A 20,192-nucleotide genomic window follows, 5' to 3' on the forward strand; every position below is an offset into this window, starting at 1 on the left:
TGATGAGCAAGATCTCCTATTCACGCCGGCGTTTCCTGCGCGACGGCACATTGCTGGCGCTATCGACGCCGTTGTGGAAAAGCGCGGCGGCGCCCGCCGCATCGATGGGCAATACCACGCACGCCGCCACCGCGCCGCAGGTGCGCCTGCGCTGGCTGGACGGACAGGCTCCGCATTCTTTCGCCGGCGTCACCTGGGGCGTTCCCTGGCCGCAAGGACAGGTGCGCGGCGACAGCGATTTCCAACTGAGCGACGGGCAGCAGCGCGCCTATTCGCTGCAAAGCTGGCCCCTCGCCCGCTGGCCGGACGGCTCCATCAAGTGGTCGGCCCACGCGCTGGGAGGCCAGCAGCCGCCCGGTGAAAAGCTGACGCTGCGGCCCGCCCCGCCCGCGTCCGTCCGCGCGGCGGAGATGGTCGGCGAGAACGATCGCGGATGGACGGTGGATACCGGCCGTATTCGCTGCCTGATCCCCAAATCCGGCCCCCATCTGATTGAGGAAATCTGGCAGGACCGGCGGTTGGCATTGACGCACGGGCGGCTGGTACTACGCGTGCAGGCCGGCGCGGAGACCGATACGGTGCTGACGCTGGATGAGTATCAGGGCCAGGTCGAGACGGTGACGGTGGAGCAGCGCGGGCCGCAACGCACGGTTATCGCGCTGCGCGGCGCCCATCATCATCGTCAGCGGCAGGGCGTCACCCATATACCATTTGTCATTCGGCTGTATGGCTACGCCGACTCCGCGTCGCTACGCGTGGTGCATACCCTGATCTATGACCACGATGACCCACACCAAAGTCTGAAAGGATTGGGACTGGCGTTCGACATCCCTTTGCAGGGGGAACTGCACGATCGCCATGTGCGCTTCGCCTCCGATCGGGGCGGCGTGTTCCGCGAAGCGGTGCGCGGCCTTACCGGGTTGCGTCGGGATGCCGGCGCCGCCGTTATCGACGCGCAGTTGAGCGGCAAAGCGACGCCGCCGGTAGCGGAATTTCCCCCGACGGTGGGAAAACGGCTACACCATATCCCGGCGTTCGGCAGCTATCGGCTGACGCAACATCACCCCGATGGTTTTCAGATCCATAAACGGACCAAAGAAGGGCAAGGCTGGCTGCTGTCCGCCACCGGCGATCGGGCGGCGGGCGTCGGCTATCTGGGTACGCCGCAGGGCGGCGTGGCGTTCGGCATCCGCAATTTCTGGCAGAGCTACCCGGCCTGCCTGGAGATTAATAACGCCCACACCGCCCTTGCGACGGTGACGCTATGGCTGTGGTCGCCCACGGCGGAACCGATGGATATGCGCTTCTACCACGACGGTCTGGGGCAGGATACCTTCGCCGCGCAACGGGAAGGGCTGGAGATCACCTACGAGGATTACGAACCCGGCTTTACCTCGCCGCTCGGCGTGGCCCGCACCAGCGAGCTGTTTATCGATATCCTCTCCGCCACGCCGGACAACGCCGGTTTCGTCGCGCTGGCGCAGCGCATGCAACATCCCCCGCTGCTGGTGGCGCAGGCGCAGGATCTGTCCCGCGCCAGGGCGTTCGGCCCGCTATGGGCCCCGGCCTCAGCCTCGGCCCCCACGCCGCAACGCGCGCAGTTGGAAAACCAGTTGGACTGGTATTTCGATTTCTATCGCCAGGAGGTGGAACAGCGCAAATGGTACGGCTTCTGGGACTTTGGCGACGTGATGCACACCTATGACAGCGACCGTCACGTCTGGCGGTATGACGTCGGGGGCTATGCCTGGGATAACTCGGAGCTCAGCACCGACCTGTGGCTGTGGCACTACTTCCTGCACAGCGGCCGGGCGGAGGCGTTTCGCATGGCGGAAGCCATGACCCGCCATACCGGCGAGGTGGACGTTTACCATCTGGGGCGCTTCCGTCCTTTGGGCTCGCGGCACAACGTGCGTCACTGGGGAGACAGCGCCAAACAGCTTAGGATCTCCACCGCGGCCAACCGCCGTTTTCTCTACTACCTCACCGCCGACGAACGTATCGGCGAACTGATGGATGAGCAGATCGAAGGCGTACGCACTTTGCGCGACGTGGTACCCGGCCGCAAGATCGGACAGACCCTACCCGCCGCGCCGCAACACGTCAGCCTCTATTTCGGCACCGACTGGGGCGCCGTGGCGGCGGCCTGGCTGACGGCCTGGGAGCGGCACGGCGATCCGACGATGCGCGAACGCCTGCTGAATAGCATGCAAACCATCGCCGCCCAGCCTCACGGCTTTTTCACCGGCGGCGCCGAATTCGATCCGGACAGCGGCCGCTTTTCCCCCGCGCCGCCGGATCAGGTAGCGATCTCCCACCTGAGCGCCGTCTTCGGCCTGGCGGAGATCGCCGGCGAACTGCTTGAGGTGCTGCCGGATCCTGCCTTTACCCGCGCCTGGCTCGATTACTGCCGACTCTACAATGACCCCGTCGCGTTAAGCGCCGTTGTCGGCAAACCCGTGAAGAAATTGAATCTGGCGCAGGGCCACGCCCGGCTGACCGCCTTCGCCGCCTGGCGTCTGCGCGATCGGGCGCTGGCGCAGCGGGCCTGGACGGAGTTTAACGACGGCAGCGGCGGCATTGCCAATCCGGGCAGCGAGCTGCGGCGCATTGCGCCGCCCGAGACGCTCTACCCGGTTGATGAGGCCGTTGTCGACGCGTTGATCGACAAACATTCGGACAGCGCCATCGCGTCCAATCTGGCCACAAACGCCGTGGCGCAGTGGGGGTTGGCGGCCATCGCCCTGCTGGCCTTATTAGACGATATCCCTTCCTCACATTGATTCCGCCGGGCAGGCGGAGATTAACAGGACATCAAAATGACGTATTCAGGTTGCACTGAAAGCACCACCCTATTGTCTTCACTCCAGGAAACGCATCAGGCCGGCGGAGATAACGAACGCGAAGCAACGGCGGATCCGCATCGTTATGCGCTCGCCTGGTCAACCGACCAGCGTGGTCAGCCCTGTCTCTGGCGGGTGGAACAGGAAGATCCCCAGCGCACCGTCATCCAGGCCGATGCCGAACGCCTGACGCTGGAAAGCGCGGCCGGGCTAACGCTCTGGCTCGACGCGCCGCTTGCCGGCGCCTACCGCATCGCCTTTGTACGCGAAGTGCTGGTGGCCGACGGACCGCACGATCGCCTGTCCGATCTCAACCAGTTCTGGGCGGCGCGCGATCCGGCCCGCGCCAACCTTTTCACGCGCCGCGGTCAACTGAGTGAGTACGACAATCTGGATTTATACTATGTCGGCATGGGCGGCAACTGGAACAGCACCACGCGCTTTCGTTACTACAACGGACAGGGGGAACGCGCGCTGCTGGGAGAATATACCGACGCCGACCATCTGCTGCGGCCCAATCATCGTTATCGGGTGGCTATTGAGGTCGATCGCCATGAAACCCGCTTTCTGGTGGATGACGTCCTCTACTTTCGCGCCGCGTATCCGACGGCGCCCGCGCCGGGTTATTTCGGTTTTCGTACCGTGTACTCGCGGCACGCCATCAGTGATTTCAGCGTTACGCCGTTATAATGATGCCGTAGAGCCATGCAGGTCGTGATCGACCTGCGTGAAAGTGTCAATCAGTTTGCGTGCCAGCAGCGGCAGGCGGGCGTCCGCCAGACAGATGACGCCGTAGTGGGTATAAAACTCATCGGCGTCATCATCCAGACCGGCGATTTTCAACATGTGAATACCCTGCTGTTTCGGTATGTGGAAATGATTTGTGGTGCCGATGGCGTCCGAATGGCGCACCACATCCAGCAGGCTATAGCCGTTTTCACACTCAATGCTGGTGCGAATGTCCTGCTTGCCGCTGAGTTGCACCAGCGCGCGATGAAGATTGGGCGGGCGAATGGTGGCCGCCAGCGGATAGGCGAACAGCTGGTCGACGGTGATCTCGTCAAACGCCGCCAAAGGGTGTCCTTCGCGACAGCAGAATCCCCAGCGGTGCTGGCTCAACGGCCTCACCTGATAGCGGGCGTCGAATTCAAAATTGCGCGTATCCGCCACGATAAACCCCAGCTCTTCCGCCGCCAGCCGGTGGCCCAGCGCCTGCCAGTTATCGACGCGAAACACCATCCTTACCTTGGGATACTGGCGGGAAAAGGCGCCTATCACCTGCGGCATCAGCCAGGCCGCCGGCGCGGGACCGCAGCCAAAGTGTACCTCTCCGGCCTCTTTGCCATTGAACTGCTGTACGTCGTTGAACAGATCGTGAGTCTGATTAATCAGACGGCGCGCATGTTCCAGCACGATCAGCCCCTTGGGGGTGGGCTCCAGTTGGTTATTACGGTCGATCAGACGAGCGCCGATGGTTTGTTCCAGCGACTGGATGCTGCGGCTGAACGCCGACTGGGAAAGTTTGGTCGCCTGCGCCGCCGACGTGAAATTGCGATGCTCAATCAAGGCGATAAAGTGGCGCAACTGGCGAAGATCGATATTCATAGCGGCGAGTGGGCAGACTGATAAAGGTGAGAGAGGGTAATTTGCAGGCTAACAGCTTTGGAGGCGGGCAAAAAATAATAAATGCCTTTTTTATATATCTTACAGTTATATATTGCCGCCTGACGGCGAGGTGTTTTCCCGACGAACAGCAAAATCAAGGCGTTAAAAATCCCGCCGATGGCGGCGGGATTTTGATTCAGGTAAAAGCGTCGTGTGGGATTAGAACAGTTTCTTAGCCGTATCCAGCCAGTCTTTCTTGAAGGGACGCTTCATGTTCTCAATGGCATCGATAATATCATGATGCACCAGTTTTTCATTCTGGATACCCACGCAGCGGCCGCCATAACCCTGTAGCAGCAGTTCGATTGAATACGCGCCCATACGGGAAGCCAGAATACGGTCATAAGCCACCGGAGAACCGCCGCGCTGAATATGCCCCAGCACCGTGGGACGCGTTTCGCGACCGGTCTCTTTCTCGATATATTTAGCCAGTTCGCTAATATTGCAAATGTGCTCGGTAATGGCGACGATGGCGTGTTTTTTACCCTTGTCGATGCCGACTTTGATCTCTTCCACCAAATCTTTCGGACTGAACTCCACTTCCGGCAGGACGATGAACTCGCAGCCGCCGGCAATCGCCGCCGCCAGGGTCAAATCGCCGCAGTGGCGCCCCATCACTTCCACGATGGAAATACGCTGGTGCGATGAAGAGGTGTCGCGCAGGCGGTCAATCGCTTCCAATACCGTTTCCAGCGCGGTGAAATAACCGATGGTGTAGTCGGTGCCGGCGACGTCGTTATCAATGGTGCCGGGCAGACCGATACAGGGGAAACCCATTTCCGTCAGACGCTTGGCCCCCATGTAGGAACCGTCGCCGCCGATAACCACCAGCGCGTCAAGCCCCTGGTCCCGCATATTCTGCACGGCGACTTCACGGATGTTATCCTCCCGGAATTCGGGAAAACGCGCCGATCCGAGGAAAGTGCCGCCGCGGTTGATGACGTCCGACACGCTATAGCGATCCAACTGCACCATCCGATTCTCATACAACCCCAGATAGCCGTCATAAATACCGAAAACTTCCAACCCTTCCGTCAGCGCAGCTCGCACCACGCCGCGAATTGCCGCATTCATGCCGGGTGCATCGCCACCACTGGTCAATACTCCGATTTTTTTAATCATGACAACCTCTGGACTTGTAGATGTAAATTCGCAGGATTCTTCTATCGAAAATTGACTGCCGATTGTTCCGTTCGTTTTTTCAAGCGTTGGTCACTTGAAAACCTACGGATGTTATCGACAGCCTCCCTCTAATTTTTAATAAAGCATATTATAACAAATACCCGCCGCTGAATTGATTCAGGTCAGGCTAAATTACGCAATAATTTTTTCACCGCCGTCTCGGAAGCGACCGACAGTCACCCGGAACAGGGACGGACTACACATTCAACATCCCCCGTTGCGCTTCCGGCACTGACGAAACCGGATCCTGATGGATAAGCACATCAGAACCCGGAAATTGTTTAAGCAATGCCTGTTCTACGTCATCGGCAATCTGGTGTGACTGCACCAGCGGCAGCGCATCATCCATTTCCAGATGCAATTGGATGAACCGGGTCGGCCCGGACCGGCGGGTGCGCAAATCGTGCGCGCCGCGGATCCCCGGCCAGCCCGCAATAATCCTGACGATAGCGTCGCGCTCTTCATCCGGCAGCGCGCGATCCAGCAGCGACTGCACGGCTTCATATCCCATACGCAGCGCACTGTACAGAATATAAGCGCCGATGCCCAGCGCAAAAAGGGCATCGGCATGCGTCATCCCATACCAGCTCAATACCAATGCCGCCAAAATCGCCCCGTACATCAGCAGGTCGGACTGATAGTGCAGCATATCCGCCCGCACGGCCTGGCTATAGGTGTGCTTAACCACCCAACGCTGGAATGACACCAGCAACAACGTTGACGCCAGGGCGATAACCGTCACCCAGATCCCTATCTCCGGCGAACTTAGCGTATGAGGCGTCACCATATGCTGCAAACCCGTCAGAATAAGAAACAACGCGGAGCCGGCGATAAACATACTTTGCGCCAGCGCGGCCAGCGATTCGGCCTTCCCATGGCCAAAGGTATGCTTGGAATCCGCGGGCTGAAGCGAGTAGCGCACCACCAGAAGATTCACCAGCGACGCGCCGATATCAACCAGAGAATCCACCAATGACGCCAGCAGGCTCACCGAACCGGTATACCACCAGGCGAACAGCTTCATGACAAACAACAGACACGCCACGGTCGTCGCCCCGATAGCCGCCAGGGTGACAAGACGCGTGTATTGCGAATTCATAACGCTCCTATTCAAACCCGAAACCACCTTTAATTGATGACGGTATTGTTTAAAACTAGAGCATAGCGCTTGAAGATCCAAACGCACCATCCCAACGCGATCACGCCTAAGGCCGCGCCGATGAAACCAATATCCGACAGGCTCATATGCGTAATCACCTGATTACCCAGCAGCGCGCCGCCGCCGATCCCCACATTGTAAATACCGGAAAAGAGGGACATGGCGACATCGGTCGCATCGGGCGCCAGCGTCATAACCTTGACCTGCATACTCAGCCCTATCGCCATAATCGCGATCCCCCAGACACAACATAACAGCGCCAACGCGATGTTATTGAAGGAAAGCGGCAATAACAGGATCAGGCACAGGGGCAATAGTCCGATAGCCGTGGTCAGGAAAGCGGTTGGATACTTACTGCTATAGCGGCTGAACAGCATGCTGCCGATAATCCCGGCGCCGCCGAATAACAGCAGCAGCGCGGTAATAAAACCGTCGCTCAGCATCGCCACCTTCTGTACAAAGGGTTCGATATAGCTGTAAGCGGTAAAATGCGCGGTGACGATCACCACCGTTAATCCGTAAACGCAAAGCAACGCCGGGCGTTTAAACAGCTCGGGTACGCTTTTTAACGAGCCGGCGTGAAGGCTGGGCAATACAGGCAGCAGCTTCATCATCACCAGCATCACCGCGCAAGCCACAATCCCGATAATCGAAAACGTGCTGCGCCAGCCTAAATACTGGCCGACCAATCGGCCTAACGGCAGGCCCAGCACCATCGCCAGCGCGGTGCCGGTCGCCAGCAAGCTCAGCGCCTGCGCTTTTCTGCCGTGAGGCGCCAGACGCACGGCCAGCGAGGCGGTGATCGACCAAAAAATCGCATGAGACAGCGCCACGCCGACACGGGCGATCACCAATACCCAAAAATTCCACGCCACGCCGGATAAAAAATTACTGGCGGCGAACAGAATAAAAACTTTAATTAATAACCCGCGCCGCTCCATCTTGCTGGAAAGCAACATAAACGGCAGCGACATCAGACCGACCACCCAGGCATAGATGGTAATAATCAGCCCTACCTGGGCCTCGCTCATCGAAAAGCTGACGGCGATATCAGATAAGAGAGCGACAGGGACAAATTCGGCGGTGTTGAAAATGAATGCTGCCAGAGCAAGGCTGACAACTCGCAACCATGCGGTCGATCGGGGAGAACGAGTCATATGTTGATATCAAAAGTTAAAATGGAAGAATGCGAAAATCAGCTCAATGAGGGGATTACGCGAAGCCTTAAGATTGCTGGAAAATTATAACGCTCTGATGTCAAACTGTAATCAATAACCGATTATTTCCAACCCGCCGGGCCATACCCCGCAGCGGCATCAGCGCGCGGGGATCGTGGTCGTCTGACTATTTCAACTTCAAAGTGCGAATGATGTTTTCCGCATCGCTCTGGGCCTGCTGCTGGTCGCCGGCCGGCAGCGTAATTTGCAGGATCAGCAGCTTATCGTCCACTTTTCCCAGCACCACGGATGAATAGGCCTGCTGTCCGCTGCTGGTGATAATGCTGTCCAACTGCTGCATTTCCTTGCCATCCACCGCAATGGATTTGTTGGTCACCACCTGAAGGTTGGCATCGCGCTCACGTTGCTGATCTTCCAGACGTTTCGTCAACACCGGCAGCGCTTCCGTGGTGTTGTCGCCCAAAATCACGATCACCGCTTTTTGTCCGCTTTCGTTGGCGTAAACGTGCATATTGTTTGCCTGAGTACCCAGTTTACCGCTTTGATCGCTCATATCCGCAGGCAGGGTAAAGGCGATCTTGCCCGCCATCAGCTCGACAGCCACGCCCGCCGAGGCTTCCGCCGCCGGTTTATCCTGCGCTGGCGCCGCCGCGCTATCTTCCGTCTTGCCGTCACAGGCGGCAAGCATGACGACCAGCAGACTCATTCCGAGATATTTCACCACATTCGGCATAGGGTTCCCTTTCTTTTCGTTGGAACAGATTAAGACATTATCGCACGCTATTCTGTATGTAAAAACAAGCGGTTTGTTGTCACAAACCATAAATCCGGGCCTCTGGCGATGCCGTGTTTCGCCGCCGTCTGCGGGCGGCAAAGGCAAAACCGCGTTTAGCGGCGGTTCGCAACGGATAAGCCTGGCATGTCGAGCGGTTGCTCACTCAGACGCTTGAGCACCATATTCAGCATCACGCCATACATCGGCAGGAAGAAAAGCATGCTTATCAGCAGTTTGAAAGTGTAGTCCACCAGGGCGATTTCAATCCAATTGGCAGCCATAAAAGGATCGCTGCTGCGATAAAAGGCGATAAAGAAAAAGGCCAGCGTATCGCTGAAGTTGCCGAAGACGGTGGATGCCGCCGGGGCCACCCACCAGGCGTTGCGCTGCCGCAGCCGGTTGAAAACGTGTACATCCAGAATTTGCCCCAGCACGTACGCCATGAAACTGGCGCTGGCGATGCGGGCAACCACAATGTTTACCTGCCCCAACGCGCTGAACGATTGCCATGATCCCTGATAGAACAGCACGGAGACCAGATACGAAACCAGCAGCGCGGGCAACATCACGGTCAGAATGATGCGACGAGCCAGCGGCGCGCCGAAAATCCGTACGGTCAGGTCGGTCGCCAGAAAAATAAACGGAAAGGTGAAAGCCCCCCAGGTGGTATGAAAACCGAAAATCGATACCGGGAGCTGAACCAGATAATTACTGGAAGTAATGATCAGGATGTGAAATAACGAAAGCCATACCAGCGCCGTCAGCCGCTGTTGGGGAGTAAATCGATACATATATGTGACCTTTTTGGTTATTGGGGTGAGGGAACCCAAGAATCGTCTTGCCTTGCCCGCCATCCTTCTGGAACGCCGCGGGCGGCGGTTTTTTATTACGGCGCGGGCGCATGATACGCATTTACGCCGGCAATGCAATGGTTGTTTTTTGCGCAAACGTTGTCGTCGCTTGCGCCTGAAAATCCACGGCGTAAACTATGGCGGTTTTTTTATTACCCGCTAATCACAGAGAACGTTGATGACCGATCCTTTCGCCAATCCCGATAAAACCCTTGACGCACAGGGACTGCGCTGCCCCGAGCCCGTGATGATGGTGCGCAAGGCGGTACGCCAAATGGAAACCGGACAAACGCTGCTGATCCTGGCGGACGATCCGGCGACCACCCGCGATATTCCCGGATTCTGCCGTTATATGGAGCATCACCTGCTGGCGCAGGCAATCGAGCAATTGCCCTATCGCTATTTACTGCGCAAAGGGGGTTGATTCCCTGGCCGCGCGATGCAGCAGACGCGGCCCGCGTCATGACGCCCGTGGAGCCGGGCGTCAACCCGAGGATTAATCCCGCTTTTTCAGCAACCGCAGGGCGTTGGCCGTGACCAATGCCGTGGCGCCGGAATCCGCCAGCACCGCCAACCACAGACCGGTGATCCCCAGCACGCTGGTGATCAGAAACAGAGCCTTCAGCCCAAGCGCAATGGTAATATTCTGACGAATATTACGATGGGTGGCCCGCGATAGCCGGATCATCATGGCCAATCCATTCAGGCGGCTGTGGGTTAACGCGGCGTCCGCCGTCTCCAGCGCGACGTCGGTGCCGCTGCCCATCGCAATCCCTATCGTGGCCGCTTTCATGGCCGGGGCGTCGTTAATGCCGTCGCCCACCATCGCCGTGGGGTGCCGCTGATTAAGCTCGCTGACCGCCGCCACTTTATCCGCCGGCAGCAGACCGGCGCGATAATCGATGCCCAGATCGTTCGCTATCGCCGCCGCCGCCCGGGGATTATCGCCGGTCAGCATAATGCAGCGTATATTCAGCGCCCGTAATGCGTTCAGCGCGGCGCCGGCGTCGTGACGTAATGTATCGCGCAACGCCAGCACGCCAATCACCAGGCGTTCTTCATGCACGACCACCACCGTTTTCCCTTCATTTTCCAACGCCGCGACGCGCTGACGCCAGTCGGCATCCAGCGTATCCGCCGGCAGCTTGGCCGGAGAACTAACCTGAAGGCGTTTGCCGGCAATCGTCCCCTCAACGCCGATGCCCGCCAGCGCGCGGCGATTATCCGCGACCGGTAAAAACGGACTCGCCGCCAGCGCCCGCTGCACGATGGCTTTCGCCAGCGGATGGTGTGAACCGGACTCTATCGCGGCGGTGCGCGCCAGCAGAGCGGCCTCGCTGATGCCCGCGGCGGGTAAAATATCCGTAACCTGCGGTTTCCCCTCGGTTAAGGTGCCGGTTTTATCAAACGCAACCGCGCGAATGCCGCCCAGCAGCTCCAGCGCCGCCCCGCCTTTGATTAGCGCGCCCTGTCGGGTCGCCGCCGCCAGGCCGGAGGTAATCGCCGCCGGGGTAGAGATCACCAGCGCGCAGGGGCAGCCAATGAGCAATAACGTCAGCCCGCGATAAATCCATTCCTGCCAGGGCTGGCCCAGCAATAACGGCGGGATCACGATAACCAGCAGCGACAGCAGCATGATGGCCGGCGTGTAGTAACGGCTGAAGCGATCGAGGAAACGCTCTATCGGCGCACGGCGCTCTTCCGCTTCTTCGATCAATTGCAGAATACGATCGATGGCGCTGTCACCCGGCTGCGACACCACGCGCAACCGCACATTGCGGTCGACGCACAGGCTGCCGGCCGCCACCTTCTCGCCCGGTTCGCGCTCAACGGGCGCCGACTCTCCGGTTAATGCGCTCTCATCAAAACTGGCTTCCGCGGCGAGCAGTTCCGCATCGGCGGGCAGGCGGCCGCCGGGCGCCACCTCAATCACATCGCCGGGCGACAGACTGGCGACCGGCACGCTGAAACGCCGCTCATTGCGGATCACCGTGGCTTCTTCAGGGAGCAGCGCCATTAACGCGGTGACGCCGCGCCGCGCGCGATTGGCCGCATAGGATTCCAACTGCTCGCCCAACATGAAAAGCAGCAGGACGAACGTGGCTTCAGCCGCCGCGCCAATCAGCAACGCCCCGATAGACGCCACGCTCATCAGCGTTTCAATCGCGAAAGGCGTACCGGAACGGATCAGCCGCGACGCTTTTTTCACTATCGGCACCAGACCCACGATGGTGGTGGCGATAAAAACGATTTGTCCGCCGGACGCATTCAGCAGGGAAAGTCCCCAGCTTGCCGTCGCCAGCAACGTAAAAAGGATCAGGAAACCATATTCATGGATAAAACGGCGTGAATCAGGAGAAAGAGGCGCTTGCGGGGCAAGATCATGCAAGGCGAAACCGACCTGTTGAACGGCGCTCTGCACCTGCGGACGGACATCATTGCGGGCGTCGACGACCAGTTTTTCGGTGGCGAACAGCACTTTGGCCTGTTCTATTCCGGTAACATTTCTTAGAGCATTTTCAATTTTTCGGGCGCAGCTGGGACAATCCATCCCGCTGATTTTCCAGCTAAAACGTTGGCATAGCGACGGTCTGTCGCCGTCGGGATCGTCCGAATCGGCGTTGTCGCTGCTTTCCGACGGGCTTTGATCCGCGCCCCGACCGGTATCGGCAACCGCGCCCGGCGCATGTTTTACGGCGCAACAGCTTTTTTGCGCGCGTGACGAATGAAGGGCGTGCTCATGGCAGCATGCTGACTTTTCAGCGCCGTGATGGTGATGAGAATGCATACCTTCCTCCTGTATTGATGATAGTGATTCTCATCGGAGACTTTACACCGTCATATCAGGCCGATCCAGCGTTTCGCACCCCCGCCGACGCTAAAAATAGAGGGAACGAACGATTAAGAAATGTCCGCCGAAATAGCACGCCGCCACAATGGCCTGATGGGCGCGAAAATTTATTCGGTAGTGGTGGATAAACCAGGCCGCGTGAGCGATAAACAGCAGCGCGGCGCCGGCCAGCAGAGAGAAGTTATAATCCGTGCCGAGGGCGAAATAACGTTCGCCGGCGACCCACACCATCACCGTCGTCATCAGGATAAACGCGCACGCCGGCCAACGCTGCGCCCCAAGACGGCTCCAGACGGTTACGATCAGAAGCGCCGCCAGAATGATCAGCGCCAACGCCAGCGGCCAGAAAAAGGTGAGTGTCGTCTGACTGGTGAAAAAACTGATGGTATAGAGCAGATGCGAAACAAAATAGGCGCCGAACGCATAAAGCAGGCGCTGTGTCGGCAGCAACATCAGCGTATCGGCCGCCAGCGTCGCCAATAGCCCGACCACGATCAGGTAACCCGGCACGCTCAGCAGCGGCGTTTGCCAGGCCAACGCCAGCAATAATAACAAGGTAACGGGTTTAAACAGCCAGCGCTGCCAGACCGGACCACGGTAGCTGGCGTCAACGTATAACCAACCGGAAAAAAGCACGGCAATAAACGACCAAAGCATAGATTATCCTTATTCTGTAGTAGACAAGCCGGATCGAAGCCCGGAATCAGTTTTCGTTTTATGCGTATCCTGAGTAATAATCCGCTGCGGCATCCATAGCCTGATACCTTCAAGTGTAGGGGATCGGGGTAAGGATCAACAACATCAGGCGAGACAGATGCGCATACCGGTGCTTCATGCTATGTTATCGACCCGTTTGGACCGTGGATTGGCGCATGCAATTAGCTTGAAGGAGAATATGGTTGAATGAGCAATGAACCCGCACTTTATCGTATTCAGTTCATGAATAATGGTAAAAACTACCAGCTTTATGTGCGTGAATTGGTATCAAGCAATCTGTTTGGTTTTATTGAAATTGCCGATTTCGTCTTCGACAGCCAATCAACGGTACTGATTGATCCGTCCACCGAAAAGCTGAAAACCGAATTTTCCGGCGTCAGCCGCAGCTTTATTCCTTTACAGGCCGTGATCCGCATTGATGCGGTGACGGAAAAAGGCAGCGCGCGCATCTCCGAATTAGGCGATAACGTCACGCATTTCCCTTATCTTCCCGGCAAAAAAACCTGACGTATGCGTGATTTCCACCCGCTGCTGATACTGGCTCTGGCGCTGATTGCGGTGCTGGCCTGGCGCCAATATCAGCAACAGCGCAATCAGGAAGCGCGCAATGATGCGGCTGTGCTACAGACGATATCGGCGCAAATAACGGCCAAGCGTGAATTTCCACGCGCCCGCACCCGGCCTCGCGATAGCGACTACCGGGTAGAAAGCATGTTTTATGAGGCCACGTTTCAGCCGCTGAACGGCGGCCCCGCGATCGCGCTGCGACTCGATAAGGCCGATTACAACCGGCTCGATAAAGATATGCGGGGCATGTTGCAGGTCAAGGGTACGCGCTTTGTCGGCTTTCGGCCCGGTGAGCGATAACCGTTACTTTTTCGCTTGTTTCGGCAGCTTTTTCTGCCAGGCGAGCAGTTCAAACACCCCGAACAGGAAAATACGCGCCTGAAGCGCCTGACTCAGCGCCGGGCTGTCCTTGGGCTGGCTGGCCCTGAGCAACAGCAGTTGGAAGCCGTGCATCAGGAGCGTGAATATCATCGCCACCGTCATAAAGATATTCAGCGGTCGGGGAAAGGGCTGAATCAGGTTAAAGATCAGAATACCCCATATTCCCAGCATCAATAATCGGCCAAGATTAATCCATATCATCATGTTCCCCTTATTGTCTTTTCTCTACGATGATTATTGACGGAGATATAAACGGTACGCCACCTGACCGGCGATCTTTTCCCGGTGCAGCCGCCAGTTGTCCGGAATCGCCAGTTGCGCGTTCTCGGCCTCGGTTTCCACATAGATCCAGGCGTCCGGCGCTAACCAGCCCTGCCGTTCCAGCAGCGATACCGTATTGTTCAATAAATCTTTACGGAACGGCGGGTCGAGAAACACCACATCAAACGGTTCGCCGGCCTGAGCCAGCCATTGCAGGGTATCAGTATTAACGACGCAGGCGTTTTCCGCCCGCAGCAGCGTCAGATTTTGCGTTAATTGCTGCGCCACGCCACGCTCCCTTTCCAGCAATGTGGCGTGCGCGGCGTAGCGCGACAGCGCCTCCAGCCCCAGCGCGCCGCTGCCGGCGAAACAATCCAGGCAGCGCGACTGCTGAATAACCGGCGCCAGCCAGTTGAACAAGGTTTCACGCACGCGATCGGTGGTCGGCCTTAAGCCGGGACTCGCAGGAACGGGGAGTTTTCTGCCGCGCCACTGACCACCGATAATTCGGATCTGCCCGGCGGCCGACGATGCATTTTTTTTAGCCATAGCTCATGTATTGGTTGCTGCGCCAGACGGTCGGCACAGTAAGGTCAGGAGATTTAAGCGCTATTCTAACGGCGCTTAAGGCATATACCCAATAGATTTATGGCGTGCCGACGCCTCGCATATTGAAACGCGCGCCGGTGAAACCGGCCTCGACGACGTCAGTGCGCGCGTTGACATACTTCGTTACCGAGAGAGTCCGTCATTGCCGTCTCCGGCTGCATGTTGCTGTCGACAGGAAAGTGTTAAACTCGTTGTTTATCGTCAAAATAGATTGGTTTGAGTTTACCGGCGAAGTCCGAGAAGTCCGATAAGCGGCGATAAGATTGTCAACGATCTGATTGGTTTTAATTATTTATTCGCCGCGGCGAGCGGCGTGGAGCGCGATTGCAAGATGGCAAAAGAGAAGAAAAAGCGCGGTTTTTTTTCCTGGCTCGGACTAGGCCGCCAGGAAGAAGAACAACAGCAACCGCAAGAGAAGTCCGAAATTCCTGAGACGCCGGTCGCTGAGCCCGCCGCCGATGTCGAGCCCCATCCGGCCGCGGAGCAGGAAACGTCCGTGGCGGAACCCCTGGAAAACCAGGAACCGGCCGAACAGCCGCCCGCGCCTCAAGTCGCAGAGGAAGCCGAAGAGGAAACACTGACGCGGGCAAGCGCGCCGGCGGAAGAGATCGCGCCGGCGGCAGAGGTCGCGGTCGTTGCAACGCCGCACGCAGACGAAGAAGCAAAGCAAGACGAGGATAGCGCGGTTCCGGCCCAAACGGCGCTGACGAAGGAAGATGAGCCAGCCGTTGAGGATGAAGCGGAAGACGCGCGCCAGTTCGTGCATGACGCGCCGGCCATGCACGAACAGGAGCGGCCGACCCGGGAAGGCTTCTTTGCGCGCCTGAAACGCAGTCTGGTGAAAACCCGCCAGAATCTGGGTTCAGGATTTATCGGATTGTTTCGCGGCAAGAAAATCGACGATGATCTGTTTGAAGAGCTGGAAGAGCAGTTGCTGATTGCCGATGTCGGCGTCGACACCACGCGCAAGATCATTGCCAGCCTGACGGAACACGCCAACCGTAAGCAACTGAAAGATGCGGATACGCTTTTTGCCAAGCTGAAAGAAGAAATGGCGACAATACTTGCTAAAGTTGACGAGCCGCTGAATATCGAGGGCAAAACGCCCTACGTTATCCTGATGGTCGGCGTCAACGGCGTGGGGAAAACCACCACTATCGGCAAAATGGCGCGGCAATTTCAGGCTCAGGGCAAATCCGTGATGCTGGCGGCGGGGGATACGTTCCGCGCGGCGGCGGTTGAACAGCTTCAGGTCTGGGGTCAGCGCAACAATGTGGCGGTGGTGGCGCAGCATACCGGCGCCGACTCGGCTTCCGTCATTTTCGATGCCATCCAGGCGGCGAAGGCCCGGGGCGTGGACGTCCTGATCGCCGATACCGCGGGCCGCTTGCAGAACAAGGCTCACCTGATGGAAGAGTTGAAGAAGATTGTGCGCGTGATGAAAAAGCTGGATGAAGAAGCCCCGCATGAAGTCATGCTGACGCTGGACGCCAGCACCGGACAAAACGCGGTGAGTCAGGCGAAGCTTTTCAACGAGGCGGTCGGCCTGACGGGGATCTCGCTGACCAAACTCGATGGTACCGCCAAGGGCGGGGTGATTTTCGCTATCGCCGACCAGTTTGGCATTCCCATTCGCTATATCGGGGTCGGCGAAGGTATCGAAGATTTGCGGCCGTTTAAGGCCGACGATTTTATTGAGGCACTTTTTGCCCGTGAGGATTAAAACGGATGATTCGCTTTGAACAGGTCAGTAAAGCTTATCTCGGCGGACGTCAGGCATTGCAGGGGGTGGATTTTCATCTGCGCCCGGCGGAAATGGCCTTCCTGACGGGCCATTCCGGCGCGGGGAAAAGCACCCTGCTGAAGCTGATTTGCGGTATTGAACGTCCCAGCGCAGGTCAGATTCTGTTTGGCGGACACAACATCAGCCGCTTAAAAAAGCGTGAAGTGCCGTTTCTGCGCCGCCAGATCGGCATGATCTTTCAGGATCACCATCTGCTGATGGAACGCACCGTTTACGACAACGTGGCGATGCCGCTCATCATCGCCGGCGCCAGCAGCGAAGACATTCGCCGCCGGGTCTCCGCCGCGCTTGATAAGGTGGGATTGCTGGACAAAGCCCGCAACTACCCTATCCAGCTCTCCGGCGGGGAACAGCAGCGCGTCGGCATTGCGCGGGCGGTGGTCAACAAACCCGCGGTGCTGCTGGCGGACGAACCGACCGGTAATCTGGATGATGCGCTGTCCGAAGGCATCCTCCGCCTGTTTGAAGAGTTCAACCGGGTGGGCGTCACCGTATTGATGGCGACCCACGATACCGGGCTGATATCCCGACGAAATTACCGGGTGTTGACGCTGTCCAACGGCCGCATGATTGGGGGAAACCATCATGGCGAATAATACCCGTAATGCGAAAAAACCGGGTTCGAAGGCCAGGTCGCTGCGCGGCGGCTGGCAGGAACAGTGGCGTTACGCGTGGATGAATACGCTGGCCGATATGCTGCGTCAGCCGCTGGCGACGCTATTAACCGTTATGGTGATAGCCATCTCTCTGGCGTTGCCCAGCATCTGTTATCTGGTGTGGAAAAACGTCAGTCAGGCCGCCGCGCAGTGGTATCCCACGCCTCAGCTAACCGTCTATCTGGATAAATCCCTGGACGACAACGCCGCACAGGCGGTGATTACTCAGTTGCAGTCGGAAGACGGGGTCGAAAAAGTCAATTATCTGTCGCGCAATGAGGCGATGGGCGAATTCCGTAACTGGTCGGGCTTTGGCGGCGCGCTGGATATGCTGGAGGAAAATCCGTTGCCGGCGGTCGCCATCATTACGCCGAAAATGACCTTCCAGAGCGAGGAAAGCCTGACGACGCTGCGCGATCGGGTCGCCGAGACCCAGGGCGTGGATGAAGTGCGTATGGACGACAGCTGGTTTGCCCGGCTGGTGGCCCTCACCAGCCTGGTGGGGCAGATTTCCGCGACCATTGGCGTCTTAATGGTGATTGCCGTGTTCCTGGTGATCGGCAACAGCGTGCGCCTGAGCATTTTCAGCCGCCGGGAAACCATTAACGTCATGAAGCTGATCGGCGCGACGGACGGCTTTATTCTGCGGCCTTTCCTCAACGGCGGCGCCGTTATGGGATTTGCGGGCGCCGTATTGTCGTTAATCCTGTCCCAGGCGTTGGTGTGGCGGCTTGATGCGGTCGTCGCCCAGGTCGCATCGGTCTTCGGCACGACGTTTGCGGTCAAAGGACTCAGTTGGGATGAAGCGCTGTTGCTGCTGCTGATCGCCGCGATGATTGGCTGGCTGGCCGCGTGGCTGGCAACCGTCCAACATTTACGTCGCTTTACACCAGAGTAATCTTTTTTTGCTATAATTCTTCCTTGTGCATCAGGCTGTATGCACAAGGGAATTTCCCTCGGCCGCCACGTTTTTTCGTTTCCGCCGACCCGATCATTTTCTCAGTGGCGATTCATCTTGATATGTTAAATAAGATGGATAAAATTGGGGAACTTGTGAGAAAAGTCACAGTCTGAATACAGTAAATACTGCGACGAATTTTTAGCGAATAGGTTTCATCCCAATTGCCGCAAAACGTCGGAGTAACCGCGACTTGTCATAATATTAGCGTGTGTTGGCAATCGCATGAGCGGTCTTCTCAAGTAAGAAGCATCGCATAAACCTAGTCATGAGAGAGGTTGGATGACCAAAGATATGCAAACTTTCACCTTAGTTCCCCAAGGCAGTCTGGAAGGTTATATTCGAGCCGCCAATGCCTATCCGATGCTAACGGCGGAGGAAGAGCGGGCTCTGGCTGAACGGCTGCATTATCAGGGCGATCTGGAAGCCGCTAAGCAGCTTATCCTGTCGCACCTGCGTTTTGTTATTCATGTAGCCCGTAATTATGCCGGCTACGGCCTGCCGCAGGCGGATCTGATTCAGGAAGGCAACATCGGCCTGATGAAAGCGGTACGCCGTTTTAATCCTGAAGTGGGTGTGCGTCTGGTTTCCTTTGCCGTGCATTGGATTAAGGCTGAAATTCATGAATATGTGCTGCGCAACTGGCGTATTGTGAAAGTCGCGACCACCAAAGCGCAGCGTAAGCTGTTTTTCAATCTGCGTAAATCCAAACAGCGTCTTGGCTGGTTTAATCAGGAAGAAGTCGAACTGGTGGCCCGTGAACTGGGCGTAACCAGCAAAGATGTGCTTGAGATGGAATCCCGCATGGCGGCGCAGGATATGACCTTCGATCCGACGCCGGACGAAGAAACGCACGATGGCAAAGCCATGTCGCCGATGCTGTATCTACAGGATAAATCGTCTGATTTCGCCGACGGCATTGAGGAAGACAACTGGGAACACCATGCTGCGGATAAACTGACCTATGCATTGGAAGGCCTGGATGAGCGCAGTCAGCATATTATCCGCGCGCGTTGGCTGGACGATGACAACAAATCGACATTGCAGGAACTGGCCGATCGGTACGGCGTATCCGCGGAACGTGTGCGTCAGCTGGAAAAGAACGCCATGAAAAAGCTGCGAGCGGCGATAGAAGCCTGATCATCGCGCATTAGCCCTCCAACGACCGGCGCCTTTGCCCGGTCGTTTTGTTTTCCGCCTTCACTGATTTTCATTCTTGATATAGCGCCAACCGCCGGATACCGGTGAGAAACCGCAGCTGATCATAAATTTCCCCAGCACAGACTCATTTACCGTCGCGTGATCGGCCGTCACCAGCCACCATTCCCTGGCCTCGGGCAACGCCCTGCGCGTTTCTTCCACCAAATACAGACCTACGCCGCGTCTTCGGGTCTCGACGCGCACCATAAGATCGTTCAGTTGGGCATATTCTCCTTTGATCTCCACCAACACCGCCGCCAACAGCCGGTCGTTAAAACGAGCGACGAATAAACGCCGCTCCGGCGTAAGCTCTTTTTCCAGCAGCTCAATATGTTGATGCGGCCAGATCTTAGCGAGATCGATTTTATCCTGGGGGCTGAATACGGTGAGACGTTCAACGGTTAATTTCATTTACAAGCACTCCGTTAAATGAGTGAAAAATAATACATCTAATTTGTAATCAAACAGTTACACAATGCGTTCATTACAGTTAACAAGGAAAATATTTTTTTGATTGACCCGCTTTCCGAGTAAA

20 protein-coding genes are annotated in these 20,192 nt (G+C 57.3%); 9 read left to right on the plus strand and 11 right to left on the minus strand.

Going from position 1 to position 20,192, the window contains the following annotated elements; translation table 11 throughout:
• The first annotated feature begins 2 nt into the window (after positions 1-2).
• Entirely contained in the window at positions 3-2,783 is a 2,781-nt protein-coding gene (locus tag ABRZ28_RS20865) for an exo-rhamnogalacturonan lyase family protein (RefSeq protein WP_319606102.1), read from the plus strand.
• Positions 2,784-2,819: 36 nt separating this feature from the next.
• Complete coding sequence (locus ABRZ28_RS20870) at positions 2,820-3,533, plus strand: DUF6250 domain-containing protein (RefSeq protein WP_319606103.1); 714 nt, start codon at positions 2,820-2,822, stop codon at positions 3,531-3,533.
• On the opposite strand, the gene ABRZ28_RS20875 is transcribed toward ABRZ28_RS20870, so the two are convergent.
• The 6 genes from ABRZ28_RS20875 to ABRZ28_RS20900 form a co-directional block, all read right to left on the minus strand.
• Positions 3,528-4,448 (minus strand): LysR family transcriptional regulator, encoded by a 921-nt coding sequence (locus ABRZ28_RS20875; RefSeq protein WP_319606104.1) that lies wholly within the window; start codon positions 4,446-4,448, stop codon positions 3,528-3,530. The two genes, ABRZ28_RS20870 and ABRZ28_RS20875, sit on opposite strands and share 6 nt — an antisense overlap.
• Before the next feature lie 219 nt (positions 4,449-4,667).
• A complete protein-coding gene (pfkA, locus tag ABRZ28_RS20880; protein ID WP_319606105.1) occupies positions 4,668-5,630 on the minus strand; it encodes a 6-phosphofructokinase in 963 nt (320 codons plus the stop codon).
• Positions 5,631-5,886: 256 nt separating this feature from the next.
• Complete coding sequence (gene fieF, locus ABRZ28_RS20885) at positions 5,887-6,789, minus strand: CDF family cation-efflux transporter FieF (protein ID WP_319606106.1); 903 nt, start codon at positions 6,787-6,789, stop codon at positions 5,887-5,889.
• 29 nt (positions 6,790-6,818) lie between these two features.
• Positions 6,819-8,006: a sugar transporter gene (locus ABRZ28_RS20890; protein WP_319606107.1), complete on the minus strand. Its 1,188-nt coding sequence runs from the start codon at positions 8,004-8,006 to the stop codon at positions 6,819-6,821.
• Between the two features lie 187 nt (positions 8,007-8,193).
• Entirely contained in the window at positions 8,194-8,760 is a 567-nt protein-coding gene (locus ABRZ28_RS20895) for a DcrB family lipoprotein (RefSeq protein ID WP_319606108.1), read from the minus strand.
• Positions 8,761-8,915: 155 nt separating this feature from the next.
• Entirely contained in the window at positions 8,916-9,593 is a 678-nt protein-coding gene (locus ABRZ28_RS20900; protein WP_319606109.1) for a 7-cyano-7-deazaguanine/7-aminomethyl-7-deazaguanine transporter, read from the minus strand.
• A gap of 238 nt (positions 9,594-9,831) precedes the next feature.
• On the opposite strand from ABRZ28_RS20900, the gene tusA reads away from it, so the two are divergent.
• Complete coding sequence (gene tusA, locus ABRZ28_RS20905) at positions 9,832-10,077, plus strand: sulfurtransferase TusA (protein ID WP_319606110.1); 246 nt, start codon at positions 9,832-9,834, stop codon at positions 10,075-10,077.
• 72 nt (positions 10,078-10,149) lie between these two features.
• Here tusA and ABRZ28_RS20910 read toward each other — a convergent pair whose 3' ends face one another.
• Positions 10,150-12,441, minus strand: coding sequence for a zinc/cadmium/mercury/lead-transporting ATPase (locus ABRZ28_RS20910; RefSeq protein WP_330521412.1), 2,292 nt, complete (start codon positions 12,439-12,441; stop codon positions 10,150-10,152).
• Positions 12,442-12,531: 90 nt separating this feature from the next.
• Positions 12,532-13,161, minus strand: a complete 630-nt coding sequence (locus ABRZ28_RS20915) for a lysoplasmalogenase (RefSeq protein WP_319606112.1) — start codon at positions 13,159-13,161, stop codon at positions 12,532-12,534.
• Positions 13,162-13,407: 246 nt separating this feature from the next.
• On the opposite strand from ABRZ28_RS20915, the gene ABRZ28_RS20920 reads away from it, so the two are divergent.
• Together ABRZ28_RS20920 and ABRZ28_RS20925 are read left to right on the plus strand one after the other, a co-directional pair.
• A complete protein-coding gene (locus ABRZ28_RS20920) occupies positions 13,408-13,728 on the plus strand; it encodes a DUF1820 family protein (protein WP_319606113.1) in 321 nt (106 codons plus the stop codon).
• Positions 13,729-13,731: 3 nt separating this feature from the next.
• On the plus strand, positions 13,732-14,088 hold the full coding sequence (locus ABRZ28_RS20925) for a DUF2500 domain-containing protein (RefSeq protein ID WP_319606114.1): 357 nt from the start codon (positions 13,732-13,734) through the stop codon (positions 14,086-14,088).
• Positions 14,089-14,091: 3 nt separating this feature from the next.
• On the opposite strand, the gene ABRZ28_RS20930 is transcribed toward ABRZ28_RS20925, so the two are convergent.
• Together ABRZ28_RS20930 and rsmD are read right to left on the minus strand one after the other, a co-directional pair.
• Positions 14,092-14,370, minus strand: coding sequence for a DUF1145 family protein (locus tag ABRZ28_RS20930; protein ID WP_319606140.1), 279 nt, complete (start codon positions 14,368-14,370; stop codon positions 14,092-14,094).
• A gap of 33 nt (positions 14,371-14,403) precedes the next feature.
• Positions 14,404-14,979 (minus strand): 16S rRNA (guanine(966)-N(2))-methyltransferase, encoded by a 576-nt coding sequence (rsmD, locus tag ABRZ28_RS20935; RefSeq protein ID WP_319606115.1) that lies wholly within the window; start codon positions 14,977-14,979, stop codon positions 14,404-14,406.
• A 391-nt stretch (positions 14,980-15,370) separates the two neighbouring features.
• Here rsmD and ftsY point away from each other — a divergent pair, with 391 nt between their 5' ends.
• From ftsY to rpoH, 4 genes are all read left to right on the plus strand, one after another.
• Positions 15,371-16,762, plus strand: coding sequence for a signal recognition particle-docking protein FtsY (gene ftsY / locus ABRZ28_RS20940; RefSeq protein WP_330521413.1), 1,392 nt, complete (start codon positions 15,371-15,373; stop codon positions 16,760-16,762).
• Between the two features lie 5 nt (positions 16,763-16,767).
• Positions 16,768-17,439 (plus strand): cell division ATP-binding protein FtsE, encoded by a 672-nt coding sequence (gene ftsE / locus ABRZ28_RS20945; RefSeq protein WP_319606117.1) that lies wholly within the window; start codon positions 16,768-16,770, stop codon positions 17,437-17,439.
• Positions 17,429-18,397 carry a permease-like cell division protein FtsX gene (ftsX, locus tag ABRZ28_RS20950; protein WP_330521415.1) on the plus strand — a complete coding sequence of 323 codons (969 nt, stop codon included), beginning with the start codon at positions 17,429-17,431 and terminating at the stop codon, positions 18,395-18,397. The genes ftsE and ftsX overlap by 11 nt, the downstream gene beginning before the upstream one ends.
• 342 nt (positions 18,398-18,739) lie before the next feature.
• Entirely contained in the window at positions 18,740-19,597 is an 858-nt protein-coding gene (gene rpoH, locus ABRZ28_RS20955) for an RNA polymerase sigma factor RpoH (protein ID WP_319606119.1), read from the plus strand.
• Positions 19,598-19,657: 60 nt separating this feature from the next.
• Here rpoH and panM read toward each other — a convergent pair whose 3' ends face one another.
• Positions 19,658-20,068, minus strand: a complete 411-nt coding sequence (gene panM / locus ABRZ28_RS20960) for an aspartate 1-decarboxylase autocleavage activator PanM (protein WP_319606120.1) — start codon at positions 20,066-20,068, stop codon at positions 19,658-19,660.
• Between the last annotated feature and the right edge of the window lie 124 nt (positions 20,069-20,192).

Source organism: Brenneria sp. g21c3, from assembly GCF_040240345.1.
Taxonomy (GTDB): Bacteria; Pseudomonadota; Gammaproteobacteria; order Enterobacterales; family Enterobacteriaceae; genus Brenneria.

Bases quoted from the DNA above. Each gene is read 5' to 3' on its own strand.
- ABRZ28_RS20865 (WP_319606102.1), top strand. From the start codon at position 3: ATGAGCAAGATCTCCTATTCACGCCGGCGTTTCCTGCGCGACGGCACA.
- ABRZ28_RS20870 (WP_319606103.1), top strand. From the start codon at position 2,820: ATGACGTATTCAGGTTGCACTGAAAGCACCACCCTATTGTCTTCACTC.
- ABRZ28_RS20875 (WP_319606104.1), bottom strand. From the start codon at position 4,448: ATGAATATCGATCTTCGCCAGTTGCGCCACTTTATCGCCTTGATTGAG.
- pfkA (WP_319606105.1), bottom strand. From the start codon at position 5,630: ATGATTAAAAAAATCGGAGTATTGACCAGTGGTGGCGATGCACCCGGC.
- fieF (WP_319606106.1), bottom strand. From the start codon at position 6,789: ATGAATTCGCAATACACGCGTCTTGTCACCCTGGCGGCTATCGGGGCG.
- ABRZ28_RS20890 (WP_319606107.1), bottom strand. From the start codon at position 8,006: ATGACTCGTTCTCCCCGATCGACCGCATGGTTGCGAGTTGTCAGCCTT.
- ABRZ28_RS20895 (WP_319606108.1), bottom strand. From the start codon at position 8,760: ATGCCGAATGTGGTGAAATATCTCGGAATGAGTCTGCTGGTCGTCATG.
- ABRZ28_RS20900 (WP_319606109.1), bottom strand. From the start codon at position 9,593: ATGTATCGATTTACTCCCCAACAGCGGCTGACGGCGCTGGTATGGCTT.
- tusA (WP_319606110.1), top strand. From the start codon at position 9,832: ATGACCGATCCTTTCGCCAATCCCGATAAAACCCTTGACGCACAGGGA.
- ABRZ28_RS20910 (WP_330521412.1), bottom strand. From the start codon at position 12,441: ATGCATTCTCATCACCATCACGGCGCTGAAAAGTCAGCATGCTGCCAT.
- ABRZ28_RS20915 (WP_319606112.1), bottom strand. From the start codon at position 13,161: ATGCTTTGGTCGTTTATTGCCGTGCTTTTTTCCGGTTGGTTATACGTT.
- ABRZ28_RS20920 (WP_319606113.1), top strand. From the start codon at position 13,408: ATGAGCAATGAACCCGCACTTTATCGTATTCAGTTCATGAATAATGGT.
- ABRZ28_RS20925 (WP_319606114.1), top strand. From the start codon at position 13,732: ATGCGTGATTTCCACCCGCTGCTGATACTGGCTCTGGCGCTGATTGCG.
- ABRZ28_RS20930 (WP_319606140.1), bottom strand. From the start codon at position 14,370: ATGATATGGATTAATCTTGGCCGATTATTGATGCTGGGAATATGGGGT.
- rsmD (WP_319606115.1), bottom strand. From the start codon at position 14,979: ATGGCTAAAAAAAATGCATCGTCGGCCGCCGGGCAGATCCGAATTATC.
- ftsY (WP_330521413.1), top strand. From the start codon at position 15,371: ATGGCAAAAGAGAAGAAAAAGCGCGGTTTTTTTTCCTGGCTCGGACTA.
- ftsE (WP_319606117.1), top strand. From the start codon at position 16,768: ATGATTCGCTTTGAACAGGTCAGTAAAGCTTATCTCGGCGGACGTCAG.
- ftsX (WP_330521415.1), top strand. From the start codon at position 17,429: ATGGCGAATAATACCCGTAATGCGAAAAAACCGGGTTCGAAGGCCAGG.
- rpoH (WP_319606119.1), top strand. From the start codon at position 18,740: ATGACCAAAGATATGCAAACTTTCACCTTAGTTCCCCAAGGCAGTCTG.
- panM (WP_319606120.1), bottom strand. From the start codon at position 20,068: ATGAAATTAACCGTTGAACGTCTCACCGTATTCAGCCCCCAGGATAAA.